This is a genomic window from Rhodospirillales bacterium (assembly GCA_023898765.1).
Classification (GTDB): Bacteria; Pseudomonadota; Alphaproteobacteria; order Micavibrionales; family Micavibrionaceae.
The window spans coordinates 799,254-819,915 of record CP060238.1 but is presented as its reverse complement, the minus strand read 5'-3'; the positions used below and the strand labels follow the sequence as shown (position 1 = coordinate 819,915).

Sequence of the window (20,662 nt, the reverse complement as noted above, 5' to 3'; positions counted from 1 at the left end):
TATGACGGACTCTCCCCTGGATACCGCGCCCCCGAAACTCCGCAACGACCTTATCCTGCATCGCGGCCCGGCCGAAGCCGATGGCTCTCCCACATGGACACTCTACGATCCGTCGGGCAACCGGTTTTTCCGGATCGGCTGGCTGGAGTTCGAATGCCTGTCGCGGTTTGGCGCCTATAAAACCATTGGCGAAGTCGCAGAGGCCGTTGGACGGGAAACGGCGCTGGAGGTAACGCCCGAAGACATTATGGAGGTGGCGCGCTTCCTGACCTTAAGCGAACTGGTCGTCATAAGCGGTCCGGACGCTTCAAACATTCTGGAAAAAAAGAGCCGGCTCCAAAAAAAATCTTTCTGGAAAAAAATCCTGCACAGCTATCTGTTCTTCATTGTCCCGCTGGTCAACCCCGACCGTTTTTTACGCAGGACACTTCCCTTTGTAGGCCCCCTTTATACCAAAACGTTTTTTCGCTTCCTTCTTGTCCTTCTGGCATTCGGCCTGTATCTCACCGCGAAAAGGTGGGACGAATTCTGGAACACCTTCCTGAATTTCTTCTCGTGGGAAGGCCTTGCCTTTTACATCGTCGCAATCGCCTGCGTTAAAATGCTTCACGAACTCTCCCACGCCTATATGGCCGCCAGGCAAGGGGTGCGCGTGTCCTCCATGGGCGTGGCCTTTATCGTGCTTTACCCCGTCCTGTTCACCGAAACAAGCGGCGCATGGAAACTGCCCGAACGAAAAGGACGGCTTCTCATTGGCGGCGCGGGCGTTCTGGCGGAACTGTCCGTCGCGGCCATAGCCCTCATGCTCTGGCATATGGTTCCCGACGGGCCGGTGCGCAGCACAGCCTTCTTTCTGGCAACGGTTTCGCTGGCAGGCTCCCTCCTCATCAATCTCAATCCCTTTATGCGCTTTGACGGCTATTACCTGCTGGGCGATGCGCTGGGCGTGGACAATCTTCAGGCCCGCGCCTTTGCGCTTGCGCGCTGGAACATGCGCCGGATTCTTTTCGGCTGGTGCGACCCCGTGCCTGAAACCTTTGAGCGCCCCTTGCATCTTGCCCTTTTGATTTATGCCTACGGCACATGGATTTACCGTTTCTTCCTGTTTCTTGGAATCGCCGTTCTGGTTTATATGTTATTCTTCAAGCCGTTGGGACCCTTCCTGATGGCCGTTGAACTGATTTTCTTTCTGGGGCTTCCCATTTACCGCGAAATGAAAAGCTGGTGGACGATGCGTGAAAAAATGAACTGGAATATACGGACAGGACTCTCAAGCGCCTTCCTAGGGATTGTCATTCTTGCGCTGATTGTTCCCTGGCGCGGACAGGTTGACGTTCCGGCTGTCATCCAGGCAAACGACTACCGCAACCTGCATGCGCCCGCCCCGGCCCGCATTGACAGGCTGCATGTCTCGCAGGGACAGCAGGTCCAAAAAGGCGCACTTCTTCTGGAACTCACCTCCCTTGAACTGGACCAGAAAATTCTCGCCGCGCGTCAAACGCTCGAAGCGCTGAAACGCCAGAAAACACGGGAGGAAACCGACCGGAAACTCGTGCAGCGCCGCCACGTCGTGGATCGCTTGATCGCACAGGCGCAAAGCACGCTGGCAGGATATGAACGGCAAAGACAGGCGCTTAAAATCCATGCGCCCTTTGACGGCCGGATTGCCGATATCTCGCCAAATCTGCACAAAGGACGATGGGTCGGCGAAGACCTGCCCCTGATCCGGCTGGTCAATTTTGACCGCAGTATCCTGCATGGCTATATCCACGAAAAAGACGCCGGGCTGGTTCGTATCGGCAATCAGGGCACCTTCTATCCGGACAATGGCGGCGTCCTTAAACCGCTGCGCGTGAAACTGACGGATATGAATCAAAACAATGCCGCCAGCCTCGACCGCGCCGACTTTTCCGGCCTGTATGGCGGTCCGGTAGCCGTTCAGGATCATGACGGCGCGGGCGCCGCAAAAGGGCTCCTCCCGCGCGACACCCTCTATGCCGCAACGTTCGTGCCGCTAGACAGCGAAAACCTTAAAGCGCCTCCCTACCTCCTTCGGGGGCATATCCGGCTGAAAGGAAAGAGGGAGAGCCCCCTGTATCGCCTGTTTCGGCACAGCGCCGCCCTCCTTATCCGCGAATCCGGCTTTTAAAGCATTCAGGACTTGATATAAATCAACCGATTGCGTTTTATCTTGCTATAGAAAGATTAGTCGGAAAAAAACAGGGCAACACAGGAAAACACAATGAGCAAAAAAACAGCGAAGCATTACGACGTTATCATTATCGGCGCCGGCCCTGCAGGCCTTAGTTTCGCCCGCGCGCTCGCAGAGACGGATTTGAGCATCCTCCTGATCGAGAAGCTGCCGAAAAAGGTTCTGGCAAACCCGCCCGTCGACGGCCGCGATATCGCCCTGACCCATTTATCCGAGGAATTGATGAAAGATCTGGGCATCTGGCAAAACATGCCGGCAGAAGAAATCGGAAAAATAAAGGAAGCCAAAGTCCTCAACAGCGATTCCCCCTATTCCCTGCATTTCGACCACCACGACACCAGCAAGGACACGCTGGGTTATATTGTTTCCAACCACATCATCCGGAAAGCCGTCTATGACGCCGTCAAGGAATTTTCAAATATCGAAATCGTCCCCGAAACCGAAGTCACCGACCTTAAAACGGATGAAAGGGACGCCCGCGTCACCTTATCCGACGGAACGACCCTGAGCGCCCCTCTGGTCGTGGCCGCAGACAGCCGTTTTTCAAATACCCGCCGTAAAATGGGCATATCGGCCTCCATGCTGGATTTCGGACGGGTCTGCATTGTCTGCCGTATGACGCATGAGGGCGATCACAATAACGTGGCCTACGAATGTTTCCATGACGACCGGACACTGGCGGTCCTGCCCCTGTCGGAGAAGACGTCCTCCATTGTCATCACCCTGTCCGCGGATGAAGCCGATTCCGTTATGGCTATGGAGGAAGCGGCCTTTAACGCCGACGTTCAAAACCGTTTTGAAAACCGTCTGGGCCGGATGAAGCTGGCCGGCGAAAAGCACGCTTATCCCCTTGTCGCCGTTTACGCCAGGAATTTTGCGGCAACCCGCTTTGCGCTGATCGGCGATGCGGCGGTCGGTATGCACCCCGTCACCGCGCACGGATTCAATCTGGGACTGAGAGGCGCCGTCACGCTGGCGGAAGAAATCAAATCGGCGCTGGCCCTTGGCGGCGATATTGGCGCCCTGAATCTCCTGAAAAAGTACGAAACAAAGCAAAACCGCGCCGCCAGACCCCTTTATCTGGGCACAAACGCGCTGGTGCGGCTTTACACCAAAAACACCCGGCCGGCCAGAATCTTGCGGGGAGCCATGCTCCGGCTGGGCAACAACCTGCCTCCCGTCAAGCGCCTGATTATGAACCAACTCACCGAAATACAAAAACTTTCGGCCTGACCCGGACGCCGCAGACGCCATAAAGCTGTTATTTAAACGACCTCTTCCCTTGCCGGGGAGCCTTTGTCTTGAAACAATGGTCCGTGAATAAAGGAAAAAGGAAAATTTATGAGTGTTTCGCCGGAAGTGAAAGAAAAGATGAACCAACTGGCCCGTCACTGCAGCGCTTATCAGGGGGCCGATACGCGCCGCAGCCTTGTTCAGTTCGCCACGACCTTCGCCCTCTTTCTCGTTTTCTGCACCGCCATGTTCTTCAGCCTCGAATACGGATACTGGCTGACCCTTTTATTATCCCTTCCGACCGGCGGATTGATGGTCCGGCTTTTTATTATCCAGCACGATTGCGGGCACCGCTCTTTTTTCAACTCCCGCAGGGCTAACGACACGCTCGGACGCCTGATCAGCATCCTGACGCTCACGCCTTACGATTGCTGGCGCAAGGGCCATGACATCCACCATGCCACTTCCGGCGATCTCGACCGGCGCGGCGTCGGCGATGTGGATACGTTTACCGTCGAGGAATACAAAGCCCTGCCGAAGCTGAAACGCCTGAAATACCGCACCTTGCGCCACCCTGCCGTCTTTTTGCTGTTTGGCGCGCCGCTTTTTCTCCTTTTGAACCACCGCTCTCCATTCGGACAATCCCTGCCCGCCCGCGATATCTGGAAAAGCATTATGGGGCTCAATCTTGCCATCATCCTTGTCTATGGCGGCATCGGGCTTTTGATCGGCTTTAAAACACTGGCGATGCTTTACCTGCCGGTCCTTTGTTTTACGGCATGGATCGGCGGATGGCTTTTCTTTGTCCAGCATCAGTTTGAAAACACATACTGGGAACGCAAGGAAGAGTGGCGGTTTCAGGATGCCGCCGTTCTGGGCAGTTCCTATTACGCCCTGCCGCCTATCGTGCAATGGTTCACAGGCAATATCGGCCTACACCACATCCACCATCTCTGCGGGAAAATCCCCAATTACCGCCTGCAGGAATGCCTGGAAGCCAGCCCGGAGCTGCAAAAAATCAACCGTTTGACCTTCTGGGAGAGCCTGAAATGCGCCCGCCTGGCTTTATGGGATGAAGACAATCAAAAACTGGTGGGGTTCAGCGCCCTGAAAACCGCTTAAGCGGGACGCCCGTCGGGCCGCGGCGACCAAAGGACGGGGCCGTAGAAAAGCGCGTAACTTCCAAAACCTGCGCCCCATAAAATCCCGGAAACCGTAACCCAGACAGGATGGGCGTCCGGCATAAAAAGCGGCCCAAAAATCCGCAGAAACGCCGCGCCCTGTATCAGGACGAACATAAAAACGGTCATCTTCGAGGCTATCAGATTGCGCCCCGTATGCCCCAGAGCCACCCGGCACATCATCCCGATCGTCATGGAGCCGATCGCCCCGGCCGTCGCCGCATGCAGGGCGATCGTCAGGGGCACCAGCGAAACCCCGGCCAGAGACATCAGGAACAACGCCGCCACCAGCCAGCCATAACCCAGATGCAAAATCCACAGCATCGGGTCCCGCCAGACAAGGCGCGTATGATACACGCGCATACGGAGGGCATGGATAAAGGAAGACAGCAGGGCAACCCCGCCCGTCAGCGCATGGTCCGGCCCGATCAAAACCGTGCACAAAATCAGCGTGAACAAGGATGCGAGCGCCAGAATATCCTTTTTTGGCTGGTCCGTTTGAAAAACCTCCCGGCCGCTGCGGCGCAACGCCGCCACGGTAAAGGCCGGGATCACCCGCCCGCCGATCAGGGAGATCATACTCAAAACAACCAGCAACGCGACATAAAGCGCCGTCATATTTTCCGTGAGATAAAACGCCGCATTGCAGGCGAAAAGAAGGCTCAGCAGCCCCAGAAAAACGAAATTGCGCCTGCTCCGGCTGCGCAAAAGAGGAATGGCCAAACTCACGGCCAAAGCGGGCAGGAAGGCGCAATCCACCACTGCCGCCGTTGCCAAAGGCAAAATATCCGTATTGACGGCCAGGCGGCCCGCCAGCCAAAGGAGGCATAAAGCCGCCAGATGAATCTGGCGCGCCGGCGCGCCGCCCGTCCAGTTGGCCACCGCCGTCAGCAAAAAACCGGCGACAATCGCCATAACGAACCCGTAGACCATTTCATGGGCGTGCCAGAAAACCGGGTCGGAAAAAACGGAAAGAGGCGCCGTCCATCCGGCATAAAAACCGCTCCAGACAAAAATACTAAAGCTTGCATAAAGCGCGCCCAGCAAAAAAAACGGGCGAAAGCCCCGCGCCAGAACAGGAGCCTCAAACAGCGCGGGCATGGCGTCCCTCGACGGCTTTAAAATAAGCGTCAAACGCGCACGCGACAACGCGCGTAAAAGGCCGTCCCTTTTCCGTGACCTTTAAACGGTTTCCTGCAATTTCAATCAGGCCGTCTTTTTCCAACGCCGCAAGTTTTTCCGGCACATCCGGGAACGCGCCAAAATCCGCTTCAAAATTGCACATGACCTGTTCAATGGCGGCGCGGCGCGCCAGATCGTCCTGCGTAGCGCGGCAGCCCCGCGCAACCGGCAGGCTGCCGCCGGCCAGCGCCTTTTGATAAGCCGCTGCCCCCGTGACATTCTGCACATAAAAACGGGCAAAACTGCTGATCGAAGACACGCCCATCCCGATAATGGTGTCGCATTTTTCATCCGTGTAGCCTTGGAAATTCCGGTGAAGCTTCCCGGCCTTTAACGCCTGATAAAGCGAATCTTCTTCCCGCGCAAAATGATCTATGCCGATCGCCCGGTAGCCCGCCGACTCCAGTTTCCTTTTAATTGCCTCGTTCATCTCAAAGCGCTCCAGCCCTTCGGGAAAACCGTATTTTTCCAGAATTTTCTGATGCTTTTTCATCCACGGCACATGCGCGTACGCAAAAACGGCAAAGCGGTCCGGTTCCAAAGACACCGCCTGATCCATGCTCTTTTCAATGCTTGAAATTGTTTGCAGCGGCAGGCCGTACATCATGTCAAAATTGATGCTGCGCATGCCGCCCGCCCGAAAAGCGCGCGTACATTCAGCCACCTTTTCGAAAGGCTGAACACGGTTCACCGCCTCCTGAACCTCCGGATTAAAATCCTGCACGCCGAAGCTGACACGGTTCACGCCGCCGGAAACATAGCCCGCGATTTTTTCTTCCGTTAAAAGCCGCGGATCCATTTCCATGGCAATGTCCGTCGCTTCGGACAGCGCAAAAACAGACCCCAGCTTTGCAATCAGTTTTTTAAAATCCTCCGGCGTCAGGAAGTTCGGAGAGCCGCCGCCAAAATGAATGCAGGCAACCGGAACCGACGCAGACAGGGCCTTTCCGATCATCTCAATTTCCTGATAAAGCGTCCGGAGATAGGCTTCCATCGGCTTGTAGGAATTCACGACCTGCGTATGGCAGCCGCAATAATGGCAAAGGATGTGACAAAACGGGATATGGAGATAAAGGGAGACAGGCTCTTTTTTATCCAGCCCCGCCAGAATTTGAACGTAGTCTTCCTGCGAAAAATTTTCTTCAAACTGTACCGCCGTCGGATAGCTTGTATAACGCGGCACAGGCCGGTCATATTTTCGAATGAGATTTTCCGTTTCCTGATCCATCAATCCAGATATCCGCTTTTCGCAATAAATTCAGGGTTTAGAAATTTCGGGTCCGCGCCGCCATAGGCCAAGGGCCGCCCTTTTATATCCGTCATTTTCCCTCCCGCGCCCAGCAGCACCGCATGGCCCGCCGCCGTATCCCATTCGCAGGTCGGCCCGAAGCGCGGATACATATCCGCCTTCCCCGCCGCCACGGCGCAGATTTTAAGCGAACTGCCGCGCTTGATTACTTTGCGCACCTTATAGCCCGACAGGAATTTATCCAGCTTTTCACCGCTTCCGTGCGATTTGCTGGAGACGATCACCAGACCCTCTTTCGGCGGAGGCCGCACGGAAATCTGCTTTTCCTTGCCCGTGTCTTCCATCCAGCGAATGGCCGTCCCGTCTCCATATGCGGCATAAAGCTCCCCGGGAACGGGCGCATAGACCACGCCAAGAACGGGCACACCCTTATGAATCAGGGCGATATTGACCGTGTAATCGCCGCTGCCGGAAATGAATTCCTTTGTCCCGTCGAGCGGGTCCACCAGCCAGAAATAGGCCGCGTTCGAAAGATCGGGCCTCTGCCCTGCCGCCACGGCCTCCTCCCCGATGATCGGCACGCCGGGCAAAATGTCTCTCAGGGCTTTTTCGATGAAGTCTTCGGCCTTTTGGTCCGCCAGGGTTACAGGCGAACCGTCGCCTTTGACATCCGCCCCCTGATATCCGCCTTCGTCAAAATATTCGAGGGTCAGCTCTCCCGCTTCCAGCGCAATCCGCCGGACCATATGACACAAGGCCTTTGGGTGGCTTAAAAGTTTATGGGGAAGATCGTTCATCTGGCCTGCCGTTTTTCCTTGGAGCGAACATATTAAAACCTGATATCCGGGGCGTTTATAGCAGCATTTGAACGGCTTTAGAAGCCGTTCCTCCTTTTCCGATTTCCTAAAAAACAAAAAACCATGCTATCGCAGGGAAAACGTCTTTATCGCTCGAAAAACATAGGGAAATCCTGTATAGTCCAAGCCTGTTCTTTTGTCCAAAAACCCCGATACAAACACTCCTATAAACGATGATATCTCTTCCGGAAAACGAATTTGACGAAAACGCTTACAACGACCTGAAAAATGCGGTCGGCCCGGCGCTTCAAAAAATTACCGAAACGTTTTTAAGCAATTCAAAAGAAGATTTTGCGGCCCTTCAAACGCATTTTTCAAATGACGATCTGGATGCAACCTCCAGAGCGGCCCACAAACTGAAGTCTTCCAGCGGCTATCTCGGGTTAAAACATGTAAGCAATCTGGCCAAAGAGATTGAATTTGGCGCCAGAGAAGGAAAACCGGCGGAGGATTTGGCCGCTTTGGTGCAAAAAATGCGGGAAGCGCTTTCTTCCGCATGGGTTTTTCTGGAATCCGGGACGCATTAAAGCTTCATGAACACACCCTTCCCCAAACGCATCATGCATGTTGAAGATGATGCCCTTGTGCAGAAAATCGCCCGCATCGCGTTGACACAAGGCAGCAAGCACACTCTTTTAAGCTGTTCGAGCGGAAAAGACGCGATTTTTAAGGCGGCGGCCTTTGGCCCCGATTTAATCCTGATGGATTATTACATGCCGGATATGGACGGGCCGGACGTGCTGAAAATATTACAACGCACAAAAGCCCTGCAAACCGTTCCCGTCATTTTCATCACCGGACGCGAAGACAGACAGACTTTCCGCAATCTTGGAAATGCCGCAATCATTGGCTCCATTGAGAAGCCTTTCAACCCTGCCCAGCTCAGCCAGAAAATAGAGTCCCTCTGGAAAGAGCATTTTACGGATTAAAACGCCGCGCTTATAAGGCGTTTTCTTCCCTTTCCTCCGGAGAATCGTCCCCGACAACGGATAAGACGGGAGAAAGGGACTCCACAAGGCCCAAAGCCTTTTTCACGCGCACACGAAAATCATCCATTTCAAAGGGTTTGACAATATAGTCTTCCGCGCCAAGGCACAGGCTTCCGACAATTTCGTCCGCCTTGTTGGTTGCCGTGAGCATTACAACAGGAATATCCTTCGTTACCGCTTCCTCTTTCAGGGTTTCAAGGACTTCATTGCCGTCCAGGCCCGGCATTTGCCGATCCAGCAGGATCACCCCCGGCTGCGCCGCACGAGCCATTTCCAGCCCTTCTTCGCCGTCATACGCACACAGGACGCTAAGCCCGACAGCGTTTAAATTGGCCTTTACAATTTCGAGAAGCGTTTCATCGTCATCAATGACCAAAACTTTCGGACGGTTCCCCACATCTACCACGGCAAAAAATCTCCCTTTAAAAAAATACAATCACAAGCTGCATACTTTTTACAGTATACCCTTTAAAAGAGAGTTAATACATTCAAAAAAGGAAAAAATCCCATACGCGTGCATGGAGCTATAGAACACGATGATAAACGGCAAGAGTCTGCGCATTCACGCTTTCCACATTGAAATCCTCCTCCACCCGCCGGCGGCCCGCTACGCCCAATTTTTTCCGCAACACCGAATCATCCAGTAAACGCGCAATGGCCGCCGCCAGGCTTTCAGGGTCTTTGGGCGGCACAAGAAGGCCGTTCACGTCCTGCTCCACCGCCTCGCGGCAGCCGGGCATATCGCAGGTAATGATCGCACGGCCGGTTGCCGCAGCCTCCAGCAGAACCTTCGGCACCCCCTCCCCGTAATAAGAGGGCAGGACGACCATCGTACTGGCGCGCAGGGTTTCCGGCATGTCGCGGCACTGGCCCAGCCATTCGATCAGCCCCTCTTTTTCCCAGCCTTCGATTTCTGCGCGGGCAATCGAATGGGGATTTCCGGCATCGACACTCCCCGCCACCTGAAAACGGGCAGCGACGCCTCCGGCCTTCAGAAGGCGGGCGGCTTCTACAAAATCACAGATCCCTTTTTCCTTTAAGAGACGGGAGGCAAACAGGATTTTTGGCGGCGCGTCCGTTTCCTCTTCTTCCTGCGAAAACGGGAATTCCGACAGGTTAACACCGCTGCCGCGGATGACTTCTGTCCGGTCTTCACGAACAATGCCCGCCTCTAAAATAAGGCGCCGGTCATCTCTGTTTTGAAAAATCAGGAAAACATTTTCCCGTGAAAAAGCAAAACGCAGGAGAGGTAAAACGCCCAGCCGGATCAAACGGCTTTTCAGCGTCTTATGCGTAAAAAGCGTCCCCAGCCCTGCAATCGTAAACACGAGCGGTTCCTTCCCGCCCGCCATACGCGCCGCCAGCGCCGTGTAAAGCGCGTAGCGAACGGTCATCGCATGGATGATATCCGGCCTGACACAGCGAATGGTCTTTGCGATGCCCAGGACAATTGCCAGATGTTTAAACATGTTTACCCCGCGGGCGGAGGCCGGAAGGTCATGGGGAATCACTCCCGCCTCTTTTACCCTCAGGTCGGACCCGGCCGCCGCCGCCGCAAGATGAAGGGTAAAACCTTCCCCCTGAACGGCTTTTGCCAGCGGCAGACGATGCGACCAGAACCAGGCCATATCGTTAATCACCATTAAAAATGTCGGGTTAGAAGTCATGCGCAATCATACGGGCGATTCCGTCTTCCAGAGAAAATTCCGGCTTGAATCCGGCCGCGCGGCATTTTTCCGCCGCGCTTGTCGTATCGGCGCAGAATTTCCGGACGCGCACCGCGCTGACCGGAAAAGATTTTCCGGTGATGCGCGCCAGAACGTCAAACGTATAGCCCGCCAGCATCCCAAGGGCATAAGGAAGGCGCAAGGCGCTCTTCTTTTTGCCCAGCGCCGCATAAACGACATCCGTTAGCTCTTTTGTTCTGTAATCGGGCTTGTCCGCATAGTTGTAAATCTGCACGCCCGGTTTTTCATGCAGGCAGAATTTTAAAAAGGCGGCAACATTCTCAACATAGGCCATCGACTTCCTGTTTTCTCCTTGGCCGATCATCACGAATTTTCCGGCCGAAATCTGGCGAATGAGCGTGTAAACATTTCCGCGATTGCCTTCCCCGAACACCACGACAGGCCGCACGATCGTCAGGCTGCGCGCCGGGTCCTGCGCCGCCCAGTCTTTTAACGCGTCTTCGGCTTCCAGCTTGCTCTTGCCGTAATCGTTAAACGGCGCAGGCGCGCTGTTTTCATCCGGCGTTTTCGCGTCCAGCCCGTAAACAGCAAAACTGCTGGTAAAGATAATTTTAGAAATATTATTTTTTTCCGCCGCATGAATAACGTTTTTTGTGCCCTGAACATTCACGTCGTAATAACGCGTGCGCGGGAAAATATCGTCCCGGTGCGCGGCGGCCAGATGATAAATCGCCCCGCACCCTGCGCAGGCGCTCACAAGGGCGTCCCGATCCTCGATATCGACGGGCGTCTTTCCCGCCAGATCCAGACCGGCGACGTCATGGCCTTCCGCTTCAAGCCCTGCCTTCAATCTGGCGCCGATAAATCCGGCGGCCCCTGTAATTGCGATTTTCATTTTTTGCCTTTCACCATCCAGCGTTCATACCAGGCCTGAAACATCAAAACCGACCAAAGATGCATCGAATTGGCATCGACCGTGACGCCCTTTTGATGTTTTTCCCATGCGTCCCCGACAATCCCGGCATTTAAAAACCCCTGATCCTCCAGCTTCTTTTTGTCCAGCAGCCCCGCCCCCCAGTTTTTAAGCGGCCCGCGCAGCCACTCGCTCACCGGAATGCCAAAGCCCATTTTCGGGCGCTCGAACAGCTCTTCGGGCACATGACGTTTGAGCACTTGCCGGAGAAGCCATTTCCCGTTCATCCCCCGCACCTTCATATCATGCGGCAGGCGCCATGCATATTCGCACAATTTATGATCCATAAGCGGGGCGCGCAATTCCAGCGCCACGGCCATGGAAGCCCGGTCGGATTTCACCATCAGGTCGTTGGGCCGGTAGGACAGCGTATCGCCGTACATCATCCTTTCGGCAAAAGACAGCCCCTGCGGCTGCCATGCCGGCTCGTTCAGGGGAATAGAAGGCACCTTTCCGCCCGTCACCACTTCTTCCGGATTGGGCCACGCCCCGACCAGATAGGCGTAAACATCCTCCGGCGTTTTCAGGCCGGTCAAGCGGGCCAGCCGGTGCATCCGCCGTCCGAATTGCGGATAACCGGCATAAAGAGAGTCGTAAACGCCTGCGGGAACGGCGCGGACCAGCGCCCCGGCCGCACGGCGAAGCGGATAAGGCATCCAGCCGATTTTTTCCCACACGGCCGGAATATGGGTATGGCGCTGATAGCCGCCCAGGATTTCGTCTCCTCCATCGCCGGTGAGCGCCACGCTGACCTCTTCCCGCGCCAGCTTGCTGATAAGATATGTCGGAATCTGGGAGGGGTCCGCAAAAGGCTCGTCATAAATATCCGGCAGTTTCGGAATGACGTCCAGCGCATCCTGCGCCGTCACGTAAAATTCACGGTGCTGCGTGCCAAGGTGCCGGGCGATCCTTTCGGCATGGACGGCTTCGTTATACCCGGCCTCTTCAAACCCGATGGAAAAGGTTTTGACCGGCTGTCCGGAGCCGCTTTGCATCATGGCGACCACAGCGGAGGAATCTATGCCGCCCGACAGAAAAGCGCCCAGAGGGACATCCGAGATCATGCGCTGATACGTCGCCTCCCGAAACATCTCTTCAAACTCTTCTATGCATTCGGACGCAGGCTTGACATTCGGATGCGCTTTTGCCGCCTCGACGATATCCGGCAAATACCAGTAAACCTCCATCCTGCCTTTCAGGTCCTGCCGGGATGGAAGGGACTCCATATCCAGAGTCATCCGCGCGCCCGGAAGAAGCTGCCACACGCCTTCAAAAATGCAGTGCGGCGCGCAAACATAGCCGTAGCGCATATAAAGGGCCAGGACGTCGCGGCTGATTTCCGGCGTAAAATCCGAATGGGCATGAAAGGCTTTCAGTTCAGAGGCAAAAAGAAGGCTCTCTTTCCCCCATCCCACATAAAGCGGTTTTTTTCCGAAGCGGTCCCGCACCAGATGAAGCTTGCGCTCCTGCCGGTCCCAGAGCGCGAAGGCGAACATGCCCTCCAGCTTTTGCAGGGTCCGGTTGACGCCCCACTGCTCGAAAGCGCCGAGCATGACTTCCGTATCGCTGCGGCTTTGAAAGGCACGGCCCGCCGCCTCCAGATCCGCCTGAAGGCTGCGGTAGTTATAAATTTCGCCGTTGAAGACAATGACAAAGCGGCCCGTATGAGAGGCCATGGGCTGGTGCCCGCCGGCAGACAGGTCAATGATCGACAGCCTCCGGTGCCCCAAAGCCAACGGCACATCCGGGTCCTGCCAGACATCGGAATCGTCCGGGCCGCGATGGGCGATGGCGTCCGTCATCGCCTTGCAGGCGCGCCGCATGTCCTGACGTTCCGGCGCACCGAAGCTGTAAAATCCTGCTATGCCGCACATGTGAACACATCCATCCTTATATTCGCCCCTTACCTGTTCCGGCGGATTTTACGCCATTTGAGAACGTTTCGGTTATGCTCGGCCAGACTTTTCGCAAAGACATGCCCGCCCGTGCCGTCCGCGACAAAATAAACATACTCATGCGCTTCGGGATGAAGCGTCGCCTCAAGCGAAGCCCGGCCCGGATTGGCAATCGGCCCCGGCGGCAGGCCCGCATATCTGTACGTATTATAAGGCGAGTCTGTTTTTAAATCTTTCAAAAGCAGCCGCCGCCCCAGCGGCCCCTGCCCTTCGTTTTTCACTTTCCCCTGAGTCAAAGCGTAAATCACGCTAGGATCGGTCTGCAGCGGAATGCCGCGTTTCAAACGGTTCACAAAAACCCCCGCGATCCGCGCCCGCTCGGACGGAACCGCCGTTTCCTTTTCCACGATAGAGGCCAGAACGAGCGCCTGCTCTTTTGTCTCGAAAGGAAGGCCTTCCGCCCGTGCAGGCCACAGCTCCGCCAGAACGGCGTCCATCGCGCTTTGCATTTCGCGCAGTTTTCCGGCTTTCGTATCGCCCGTGACAAACCGGTAAGTCTCCGGCAGCAGGGAGCCTTCCGGCGGGATGTCCGGCACCTCCCCCTGCAGTTCGTCCACTCCTGCCAAAATCTGCACGATCTGATAACTGGTCAGCCCTTCCGGAATGGTTACTTTCCGGTCGTAAACGTCTCCCTCATGCAGCATGAGCAAGGCGTCCGCCACCGAAACGCCCGCGGGGAACTGATATTCTCCGGCCTTGAGACTGCCGTGCAATCCGGTCAGGCGCGCGGCGACTTTAAACAGCAGCGCGTGTGTTATGACATTTTGATCTTCCAGCGTTTGAGAAATTTTAGACACGCCGCTGCCCCGCTCGATCAAAACAAGCTGCGGCGCTTCCAGCGGACCGGGAGACAGATAAAGGTAGGCGCCATATCCCACGCCGGCGGCCAGCCCCGCCGCACCCAAAAGCAAAAAACTTAAAACGGAAAGAAAGAAATGCGGCCTGCCCGGCATGTCTATGAAACAGCCCGGAGGATTAAAGACGCATTCGTGCCGCCAAACCCGAAGGAATTGGACAGAACGGTTTTGAGCGCTTTTTCCTTTGCCACCTTCGGCACCAGATCAATCCCCTGACAGGCTTCCGACACTGTCTCCAGATTGAGGGTCGGCGGCATGATCCCGCTCTCCAGCGCCTTCACGGCGTAAATAGCCTCGACTGCGCCTGCGGCGCCGAGCAAATGCCCGATGGCGGACTTGGTCGAGGACATGGACACGCCCGCGATATCGCTGCCGAACAAACGTTTCACCGCCGTGCATTCGATCCCGTCCCCGACGGGGGTCGAAGTCCCGTGCGCGTTGATATAATCGATTTCGGACGCCGAAATCCCGGCATTTTTAAGCGCCGCCCGCATGGCGCGATATCCCCCGTCTCCGTCTTCCGCCGGAGAGGTGATATGATAGGCGTCGCCGGACAGGCCATAGCCGATCACTTCGGCATAAATTTTTGCGCCGCGTTTTTTCGCGTGCTCGTATTCTTCGAGAACCACCACGCCGGAGCCTTCCGCAATCACAAACCCGTCCCGCCCTTCATCGAAAGGACGGCAGGCCTGTTGCGGCGATTCGTTGTAAGACGTTGACAAAGCCCGCGCCGCCGCAAAACCTGCGACGCCCAAAGGCGTTACGGCAGCCTCCGCGCCGCCGGCCACCATCACATCGGCATCGCCCAGCATAATCAGGCGCGCCGAATCCCCGATAGCGTGCGTGCCTGTCGCACAGGCCGTCACAACCGAATGGTTCGGCCCCTTAAAACCGTATTTGATGGACACATGGCCCGAGGCCAGATTAATCAGCATCGAGGGAATGCAAAAAGGAGACAAACGCCGTGGCCCGCGTTCCTTCAGCGTAATGGAACTTTCATACATGGCCGTCAGGCCGCCGATACCGGAACCGATCAAAACGCCGGTGCGCTCCCGCTCCTCGTCGCTTTGCGGCACCCAGCCGGATTCTTCAACGGCCTCGGCGGCGGCGGCCAGACCGTAGGAAATGAAAGGGTCGATTTTGCGCTGTTCTTTCGGCGGCACATATAAATTAACGTTGAAAGCTCCGTCTTGCGGATTTTCGTCTTCCGTCTTTGGAATCAGCCCCGCCACTTGCGAGGCCATGGCGGAAGCGTCAAAATGGTCGATCTTGCGAATACCGCTCCGGCCTGCCGTAATGGAGTCCCAGTTGCGCCGAACCCCCACGCCCAGCGGAGACACCATACCCATTCCTGTCACAACGACTCGTCTCATATCATCCGTATCCTAGATAAAATAAGGGCGGCATGGAAGTGCCGCCGCTTAAATAGATATAAAAACAAACCGAACTACTCGGCAGCGTTTTCTTTGATGAAGTTTACAGCATCGCCGACCGTCTGGATTTTTTCAGCGGCGTCATCCGGAATCTCAACTTTGAACTCCTCTTCGAAAGCCATGACCAGCTCTACTGTGTCCAGAGAATCCGCGCCCAGATCATCAATGAAGCTTGCGCCTTCCTGAACCTTATCTTCGTCAACACCAAGGTGTTCGACAACAATCTTTTTTACCCGGTCTGCAATGTCGCTCATCGCGTTCCCCTTACCTTTGTTTGTTATTCACTCAAAATCGGGTCGGACTTTACCAAGCGGGCGTGCGAAATCAAGTCCTTTTGTGTCACCGGGACAAGAATGTGATTTTTTCCTTTTTTATCAAATACCTAGGAGAGAAGGGATGTGGATAAGATGTTCGATCACCCGGTCCGCACCGGCATTTTTGAGAGAAATTTCCGCCCGTTTTTTATCAGGACAAACCCCTGTAAAGCCCCAGACATCCATTCCGGCTTCCTTGCCTGCGATGACGCCGCTTTCGCTGTCTTCAATCACGAGACAACGCCGCGGCGCGGCGCCCATTTTACCGGCGGCAAATAAAAACAAATCCGGCGCCGGCTTGCCGTTTGGCACCTGAACTTTGGTAAAAACCGTTTCGTCGGAAAAGACGTCCAAAAACCCTGTGAGCCGAAGAGACTCCAGCACATTGCTGCGCTCTCCGTTCGACCCGACACACACCTTTAAATGCCGCGCACAGTTTTTGACGACCTCCATGGCATCGGGAATCGGTTTTAAATGGGTTTTTTGAAGACGCCTGGCGTTTTCGATATAGCGCGACACCGTATCTTTTGGAAAAGAAAAGCCCGTTTCCATCTGAATCATCAGCAGGATATTGCTGACCGTTTTGCCGACAAAATTTTCGAGCGCATACGCCACGTCATATTGCGGCAGGCCGTATTCGCACAGCAGGTCGCTCAGGGCTTTATTGTTCAGATATTCGCTGTCGACCAGCGTGCCGTCGCAATCGAAAATGATGAGATCGAAATTATTCATGAAAATTTCTTATACGTCATCCCGAGCGAAGTCGAGGGATGACAGGCAAAACCTACACCATCGCCATGCCGCCATTGACGTGAATCGTGGCGCCGGTGACATAGGCGGCTTCCTCACTGGCCAGATACACCGCCGCCGCCGCAATATCGTCCGCAGACCCCATGCGGCCCATCGGAATCGTGGCATTGATTTTTTCTTTTTGATCGGGCGTGAGCGCCTCGGTCATGGCCGTAGAAATAAAGCCCGGCGCGATGCAGTTCACCGTAATGCCGCGGGAAGCAATCTCCATGCCCATGGATTTGGTCCAGCCGCTCATGCCCGCTTTGGAGGCCACGTAATTGCACTGGCCCGGATTCCCGGTCGTCCCGACAACGGAGGAAATATTGATGATACGGCCAAAGCGGCGCTTCATCATGCCGCGCTGAACGCTGCGGGCCAGCTTGAAGGGCGCGGTCAGGTTTACATCCAGAACCTCCTGCCATTCCTCGTCTTTCATCCGCATGGAAAGGTTGTCGCGGGTCAGGCCCGCGTTATTCACGAGAATGTCGATCTGCCCCATGGCCTCTTCAGCCTCTTTGACCAGCGCGGAAATCGCATCCGTGTCCGACAAATCCGCGGCGAAAACATAAACGCGTTCCTTCAATTGCCCCGCCAGCAAATCGAGCTTGTCCCTGTTCCGGCCCGTGATGCCGACGGTTGCGCCCTGCGCATGCAGCGCTGCGGCAATGCTGCCGCCGATCCCGCCTGTCGCGCCCGTGATTAATGCTGTCTTTCCCGTTAAATCGAACATTTATTTTCCTCTTTTGTTTTTTAAACGCAAAATTTCTATGTCAATTTTTTGCTTAAATGATAACGGGAAAACTCGCCGAAAATATTATTCAAAACCTGAGTAACTTCAAATCCATGTTTTTTATAAAATTCCGGTGCTTCCCATTCATACGTATCCACAAAGGCGCTGTGACACCCGTTTTCCCGGCCTTTTTGCAGGGCCCTATCCAGAAGTTTCGTTCCCAGCCCTTTATTTCTGTTGTTTTCGTCTACCCACAAGAGTTCAACGTACAACCACCTCCCCCGGCATTTCGCACAAAGCCCGGCAATAATCTCATCGCCCTGCGTTACTTTTAAATCAAATTTTTCCGGAGGACGGTAGAGTTCCTGCCCCAGATTATTTTCAGTCAGGCGAGATAAAACAAGCGTCCTGAATTCTTCATCCCTGTCCGCTTCAATAATATTTTGTTCTTCGCTCATGCCTCTTTGCACAACTTTGCGCCCTTTGCTTTTAAAAAAATCACTTAAGTTTCTTAATAAGCTCTTTCACCTGTTCCGGCGTTCCAACAGAAGATGTTTCGATGTCCTTGTCAATCCGGCGGGCGAGACCCGAGAGAACTTTTCCTGCGCCCAGTTCGATCATTTCGGTCACGCCCTGATCTTTCATCCAGATCACCGACTCGCGCCAGCGCACCATGCCCGTGATTTGCTCCACCAGCAAGCGGCGGATGTCTTCCGGGTCCGTAACCCCCCGGGCAACGACATTGGCTACGACAGGCACGCAGGGGCTTTTAATCTCCGCCCCCGCCAGCGCCTCTTCCATTTCCCTGGCCGCCGGGCCCATCAGGGCGCAGTGAAACGGCGCGCTCACCGGCAAAATCACCGCGCGTTTGGCTCCCGCTTCGGAGGCCATATCCACGGCGACCTGCACGGCGGCTGCGTGGCCCGACACCACGACCTGCCCCACGGAATTGTCATTGGCCGATTCGCATATGAGGTCCGGCCCAGCCTGCGCCGACGCTTTTTCCGCGATTGTCTGCACATCCGGCAAATCCAGTCCGAGAATGGCCGCCATGGAGCCGGCGCCAACCGGCACCGCGCGCTGCATCGCCTGCCCGCGCAGCTTGAGCAATTTCGCCGTTTGCGAAAGCTCCAGAGCCCCGGCCGCCGTCAGGGCCGAATATTCTCCCAGAGAATGCCCGGCCACAAACTTCACCGCCTTATCCATTTCAATCCCGCCTTCACGGGTCAGGACATTGACCACCGCCATAGACACGGCCATCAGCGCCGCCTGCGTATTTTCCGTCAGGTTCAGGTCCTCTTCCGGCCCGTCGAACATCAGGGCGGAGAGATTCTGGCCCAGCGCGTCATCGACCTCCTGAAATGTTTCTTTCGCGGCCCCAAATGATTCGGCCAGATCCTTTCCCATTCCGACAAACTGGGACCCCTGACCCGGAAAAACAAACGAACGATTCATATTTTTGACCTGATGCACAAGTTATATGGATAAAACCTGTGCGCCAGAATGGGGGGAAAGTCTTTATGCGTCAAGTTCTTAGGATAAAATCCGCAGTATATAAGCTCTTTCGGAATAATGCGCCGCAACGCAGAAAAAAGTACATTTTCTTTCAAAAATAGGGTAGTCTTTGAAACATACGGATAGTTAGTAATGGAACAAAAACAGTTTTCTTATGGTTTTAGTTCCGGCCACGGCTTCGGGCGTTTTTTTTCGGTGTGGCTCGTGACGTGGGAGAGATGCGGAAGGATAGAGGGCTCATTTGTAAAACGGATACCCCCTGAAAGGAGGCGCTGATAGTGAGTTCTGGAGAAAACAAGATTGTACGACATGTGCTCGAAGAAACGGGTTATGCCTACATGCTTAGCTGTGAAACGAGTCCTTTGAACGCCGATTATGCCGAATACGCCAGTTCGCAGTCTCTGTCGGACTTTCAGGCGGCCCTGGACGATCCGGAGCTGACCTACGAACAGCTTTGTAAAATACTGCGCAAGGCTTCACACCGTGAAGCAAGCCGGAGTTGCAAGACGCCGTGGTCGCTCTTCATGGCGAATTGCCTGAAAAGGAGCAGTAACAATAACAAGGCACGCTGCGCCAGGTAGGTTTCCCGGGTTGCGTGCATTGAGGTCGTTTGAAGTAGAAAGTAAAAGTTTTTTCATCCTTATTCCTGGGAAAGCCCGCTCCGGCCGTAAAAGACCGGAGCGGGTTTTATCTGGCGATGTCGTTTTTCCTTGATTCGGTTGCCTTTGTAGGGGTATAACGCGCCTCAATATGAACCTCGCCGGCATAATCCAGGGCTAAATGGCCGGCTAAAACTCAAGAGGAGATAACAGATGCCTTACTATGAAACCGTGTTTATCGCACGGCAGGACTTAAGCGATGCGCAGGTCAAGGACCTGACAAGCGCCGCCGAAAAAATCATCACCGATGGAAAAGGTAAAATCCACAAAACGGAACATTGGGGACTCCGGACCCTCGCCTACCGCATCAAGAAAAACCGGAAAGGGCACTACGTCCTGATCGAAAGCGATGCGCCGGCCCAGGCCGTTGCCGAACTGGAGCGGACCTTGCGTCTCAATGAAGACGTCCTGCGCTATATGAGCATTCGTGAAGACGAACTCTCCAGTGGCCCTTCCGTCATTTTAGGCGGCGGAAAAGATAGAGACAGAGATGAAACAGACACGCAACAGGAGGCCGCATAATGTCCGCAGCAGATGCTCCCACGGTTAAAAAACCGTTTTTCAGACGTAAAAAATCATGCCCTTTTTCCGGCCCGAAAGCGCAGGCCATTGACTGGAAAGACATCAAAACGCTCAGCCGTTACATTTCGGAACGGGGGAAAATCGTCCCGAGCCGCATCACGTCGGTGTCCCAAAAGAAACAGCGCAAACTGGCGCAGGCGATTAAACGCGCCCGTTACATGGCCCTGCTTTCCTATGTCCGTCAGGATGGAGAAGGCAGCGGCAGCAGTTACGGCAGCCCCGGCGGCAGTTCTTATGGCGGCAGACGCGACCTGTAAGGCC

At 55.0% G+C, this 20,662-nt stretch carries 22 protein-coding genes; 8 read left to right on the top strand and 14 right to left on the bottom strand.

Annotated elements, in window-relative coordinates; all coding sequences use genetic code 11:
* Position 1: 1 nt before the first annotated feature.
* From H6853_03980 to H6853_03970, 3 genes are all read left to right on the top strand, one after another.
* Positions 2-2,149 (top strand): efflux RND transporter periplasmic adaptor subunit, encoded by a 2,148-nt coding sequence (locus H6853_03980; GenBank protein ID USO04436.1) that lies wholly within the window; start codon positions 2-4, stop codon positions 2,147-2,149.
* Between the two features lie 93 nt (positions 2,150-2,242).
* Entirely contained in the window at positions 2,243-3,445 is a 1,203-nt protein-coding gene (gene ubiM, locus H6853_03975) for a 5-demethoxyubiquinol-8 5-hydroxylase UbiM (protein USO04435.1), read from the top strand.
* A gap of 138 nt (positions 3,446-3,583) precedes the next feature.
* The gene (locus H6853_03970; GenBank protein USO04593.1) at positions 3,584-4,567 is read left to right on the top strand and encodes a fatty acid desaturase; all 984 of its coding nucleotides are present in this window, start codon (positions 3,584-3,586) and stop codon (positions 4,565-4,567) included.
* On the opposite strand, the gene H6853_03965 is transcribed toward H6853_03970, so the two are convergent.
* From H6853_03965 to cysQ, 3 genes are read right to left on the bottom strand one after another with little or no spacing between them, the layout of a single operon-like run.
* Positions 4,564-5,727 carry an NnrS family protein gene (locus tag H6853_03965; GenBank protein ID USO04434.1) on the bottom strand — a complete coding sequence of 388 codons (1,164 nt, stop codon included), beginning with the start codon at positions 5,725-5,727 and terminating at the stop codon, positions 4,564-4,566. The genes H6853_03970 and H6853_03965 overlap by 4 nt on opposite strands.
* Positions 5,711-7,036: an oxygen-independent coproporphyrinogen III oxidase gene (gene hemN, locus H6853_03960; GenBank protein USO04433.1), complete on the bottom strand. Its 1,326-nt coding sequence runs from the start codon at positions 7,034-7,036 to the stop codon at positions 5,711-5,713. The genes H6853_03965 and hemN overlap by 17 nt, the downstream gene beginning before the upstream one ends.
* Positions 7,036-7,854, bottom strand: a complete 819-nt coding sequence (gene cysQ / locus H6853_03955) for a 3'(2'),5'-bisphosphate nucleotidase CysQ (GenBank protein ID USO04432.1) — start codon at positions 7,852-7,854, stop codon at positions 7,036-7,038. Before cysQ ends, hemN begins: the two co-directional genes overlap by 1 nt.
* Before the next feature lie 233 nt (positions 7,855-8,087).
* Here cysQ and H6853_03950 point away from each other — a divergent pair, with 233 nt between their 5' ends.
* A complete protein-coding gene (locus H6853_03950; GenBank protein USO04431.1) occupies positions 8,088-8,441 on the top strand; it encodes an Hpt domain-containing protein in 354 nt (117 codons plus the stop codon).
* A gap of 6 nt (positions 8,442-8,447) precedes the next feature.
* The gene (locus H6853_03945; protein USO04430.1) at positions 8,448-8,843 is read left to right on the top strand and encodes a response regulator; all 396 of its coding nucleotides are present in this window, start codon (positions 8,448-8,450) and stop codon (positions 8,841-8,843) included.
* A 10-nt stretch (positions 8,844-8,853) separates the two neighbouring features.
* On the opposite strand, the gene H6853_03940 is transcribed toward H6853_03945, so the two are convergent.
* From H6853_03940 to fabD, 11 genes are all read right to left on the bottom strand, one after another.
* On the bottom strand, positions 8,854-9,309 hold the full coding sequence (locus H6853_03940) for a response regulator (GenBank protein ID USO04429.1): 456 nt from the start codon (positions 9,307-9,309) through the stop codon (positions 8,854-8,856).
* Between the two features lie 118 nt (positions 9,310-9,427).
* Positions 9,428-10,570, bottom strand: coding sequence for a glycosyltransferase family 4 protein (locus H6853_03935; protein USO04428.1), 1,143 nt, complete (start codon positions 10,568-10,570; stop codon positions 9,428-9,430).
* Positions 10,560-11,486: an NAD-dependent epimerase/dehydratase family protein gene (locus tag H6853_03930; GenBank protein ID USO04427.1), complete on the bottom strand. Its 927-nt coding sequence runs from the start codon at positions 11,484-11,486 to the stop codon at positions 10,560-10,562. Before H6853_03930 ends, H6853_03935 begins: the two co-directional genes overlap by 11 nt.
* Positions 11,483-13,438, bottom strand: coding sequence for an asparagine synthase (glutamine-hydrolyzing) (gene asnB, locus H6853_03925; protein ID USO04426.1), 1,956 nt, complete (start codon positions 13,436-13,438; stop codon positions 11,483-11,485). Before asnB ends, H6853_03930 begins: the two co-directional genes overlap by 4 nt.
* A gap of 29 nt (positions 13,439-13,467) precedes the next feature.
* On the bottom strand, positions 13,468-14,472 hold the full coding sequence (mltG, locus tag H6853_03920) for an endolytic transglycosylase MltG (GenBank protein USO04425.1): 1,005 nt from the start codon (positions 14,470-14,472) through the stop codon (positions 13,468-13,470).
* Between the two features lie 2 nt (positions 14,473-14,474).
* Positions 14,475-15,749, bottom strand: coding sequence for a beta-ketoacyl-ACP synthase II (gene fabF, locus H6853_03915; protein ID USO04424.1), 1,275 nt, complete (start codon positions 15,747-15,749; stop codon positions 14,475-14,477).
* A gap of 74 nt (positions 15,750-15,823) precedes the next feature.
* Complete coding sequence (locus H6853_03910; GenBank protein ID USO04423.1) at positions 15,824-16,063, bottom strand: acyl carrier protein; 240 nt, start codon at positions 16,061-16,063, stop codon at positions 15,824-15,826.
* Positions 16,064-16,183: 120 nt separating this feature from the next.
* The gene (locus H6853_03905; GenBank protein ID USO04422.1) at positions 16,184-16,855 is read right to left on the bottom strand and encodes an HAD family phosphatase; all 672 of its coding nucleotides are present in this window, start codon (positions 16,853-16,855) and stop codon (positions 16,184-16,186) included.
* Between the two features lie 52 nt (positions 16,856-16,907).
* Positions 16,908-17,645: a 3-oxoacyl-[acyl-carrier-protein] reductase gene (gene fabG / locus H6853_03900; GenBank protein ID USO04421.1), complete on the bottom strand. Its 738-nt coding sequence runs from the start codon at positions 17,643-17,645 to the stop codon at positions 16,908-16,910.
* A gap of 35 nt (positions 17,646-17,680) precedes the next feature.
* Complete coding sequence (locus H6853_03895) at positions 17,681-18,103, bottom strand: GNAT family N-acetyltransferase (GenBank protein ID USO04420.1); 423 nt, start codon at positions 18,101-18,103, stop codon at positions 17,681-17,683.
* 40 nt (positions 18,104-18,143) lie between these two features.
* The gene (gene fabD / locus H6853_03890) at positions 18,144-19,100 is read right to left on the bottom strand and encodes an ACP S-malonyltransferase (GenBank protein USO04419.1); all 957 of its coding nucleotides are present in this window, start codon (positions 19,098-19,100) and stop codon (positions 18,144-18,146) included.
* Between the two features lie 338 nt (positions 19,101-19,438).
* On the opposite strand from fabD, the gene H6853_03885 reads away from it, so the two are divergent.
* The 3 genes from H6853_03885 to H6853_03875 all read left to right on the top strand — a co-directional run bounded on the left by H6853_03885 (position 19,439) and on the right by H6853_03875 (position 20,658).
* Positions 19,439-19,741 carry a hypothetical protein gene (locus tag H6853_03885; protein USO04418.1) on the top strand — a complete coding sequence of 101 codons (303 nt, stop codon included), beginning with the start codon at positions 19,439-19,441 and terminating at the stop codon, positions 19,739-19,741.
* Positions 19,742-19,972: 231 nt separating this feature from the next.
* Positions 19,973-20,341: a 30S ribosomal protein S6 gene (gene rpsF / locus H6853_03880; protein USO04417.1), complete on the top strand. Its 369-nt coding sequence runs from the start codon at positions 19,973-19,975 to the stop codon at positions 20,339-20,341.
* Entirely contained in the window at positions 20,341-20,658 is a 318-nt protein-coding gene (locus H6853_03875) for a 30S ribosomal protein S18 (GenBank protein ID USO04416.1), read from the top strand. Before rpsF ends, H6853_03875 begins: the two co-directional genes overlap by 1 nt.
* Positions 20,659-20,662 lie beyond the last annotated feature (4 nt).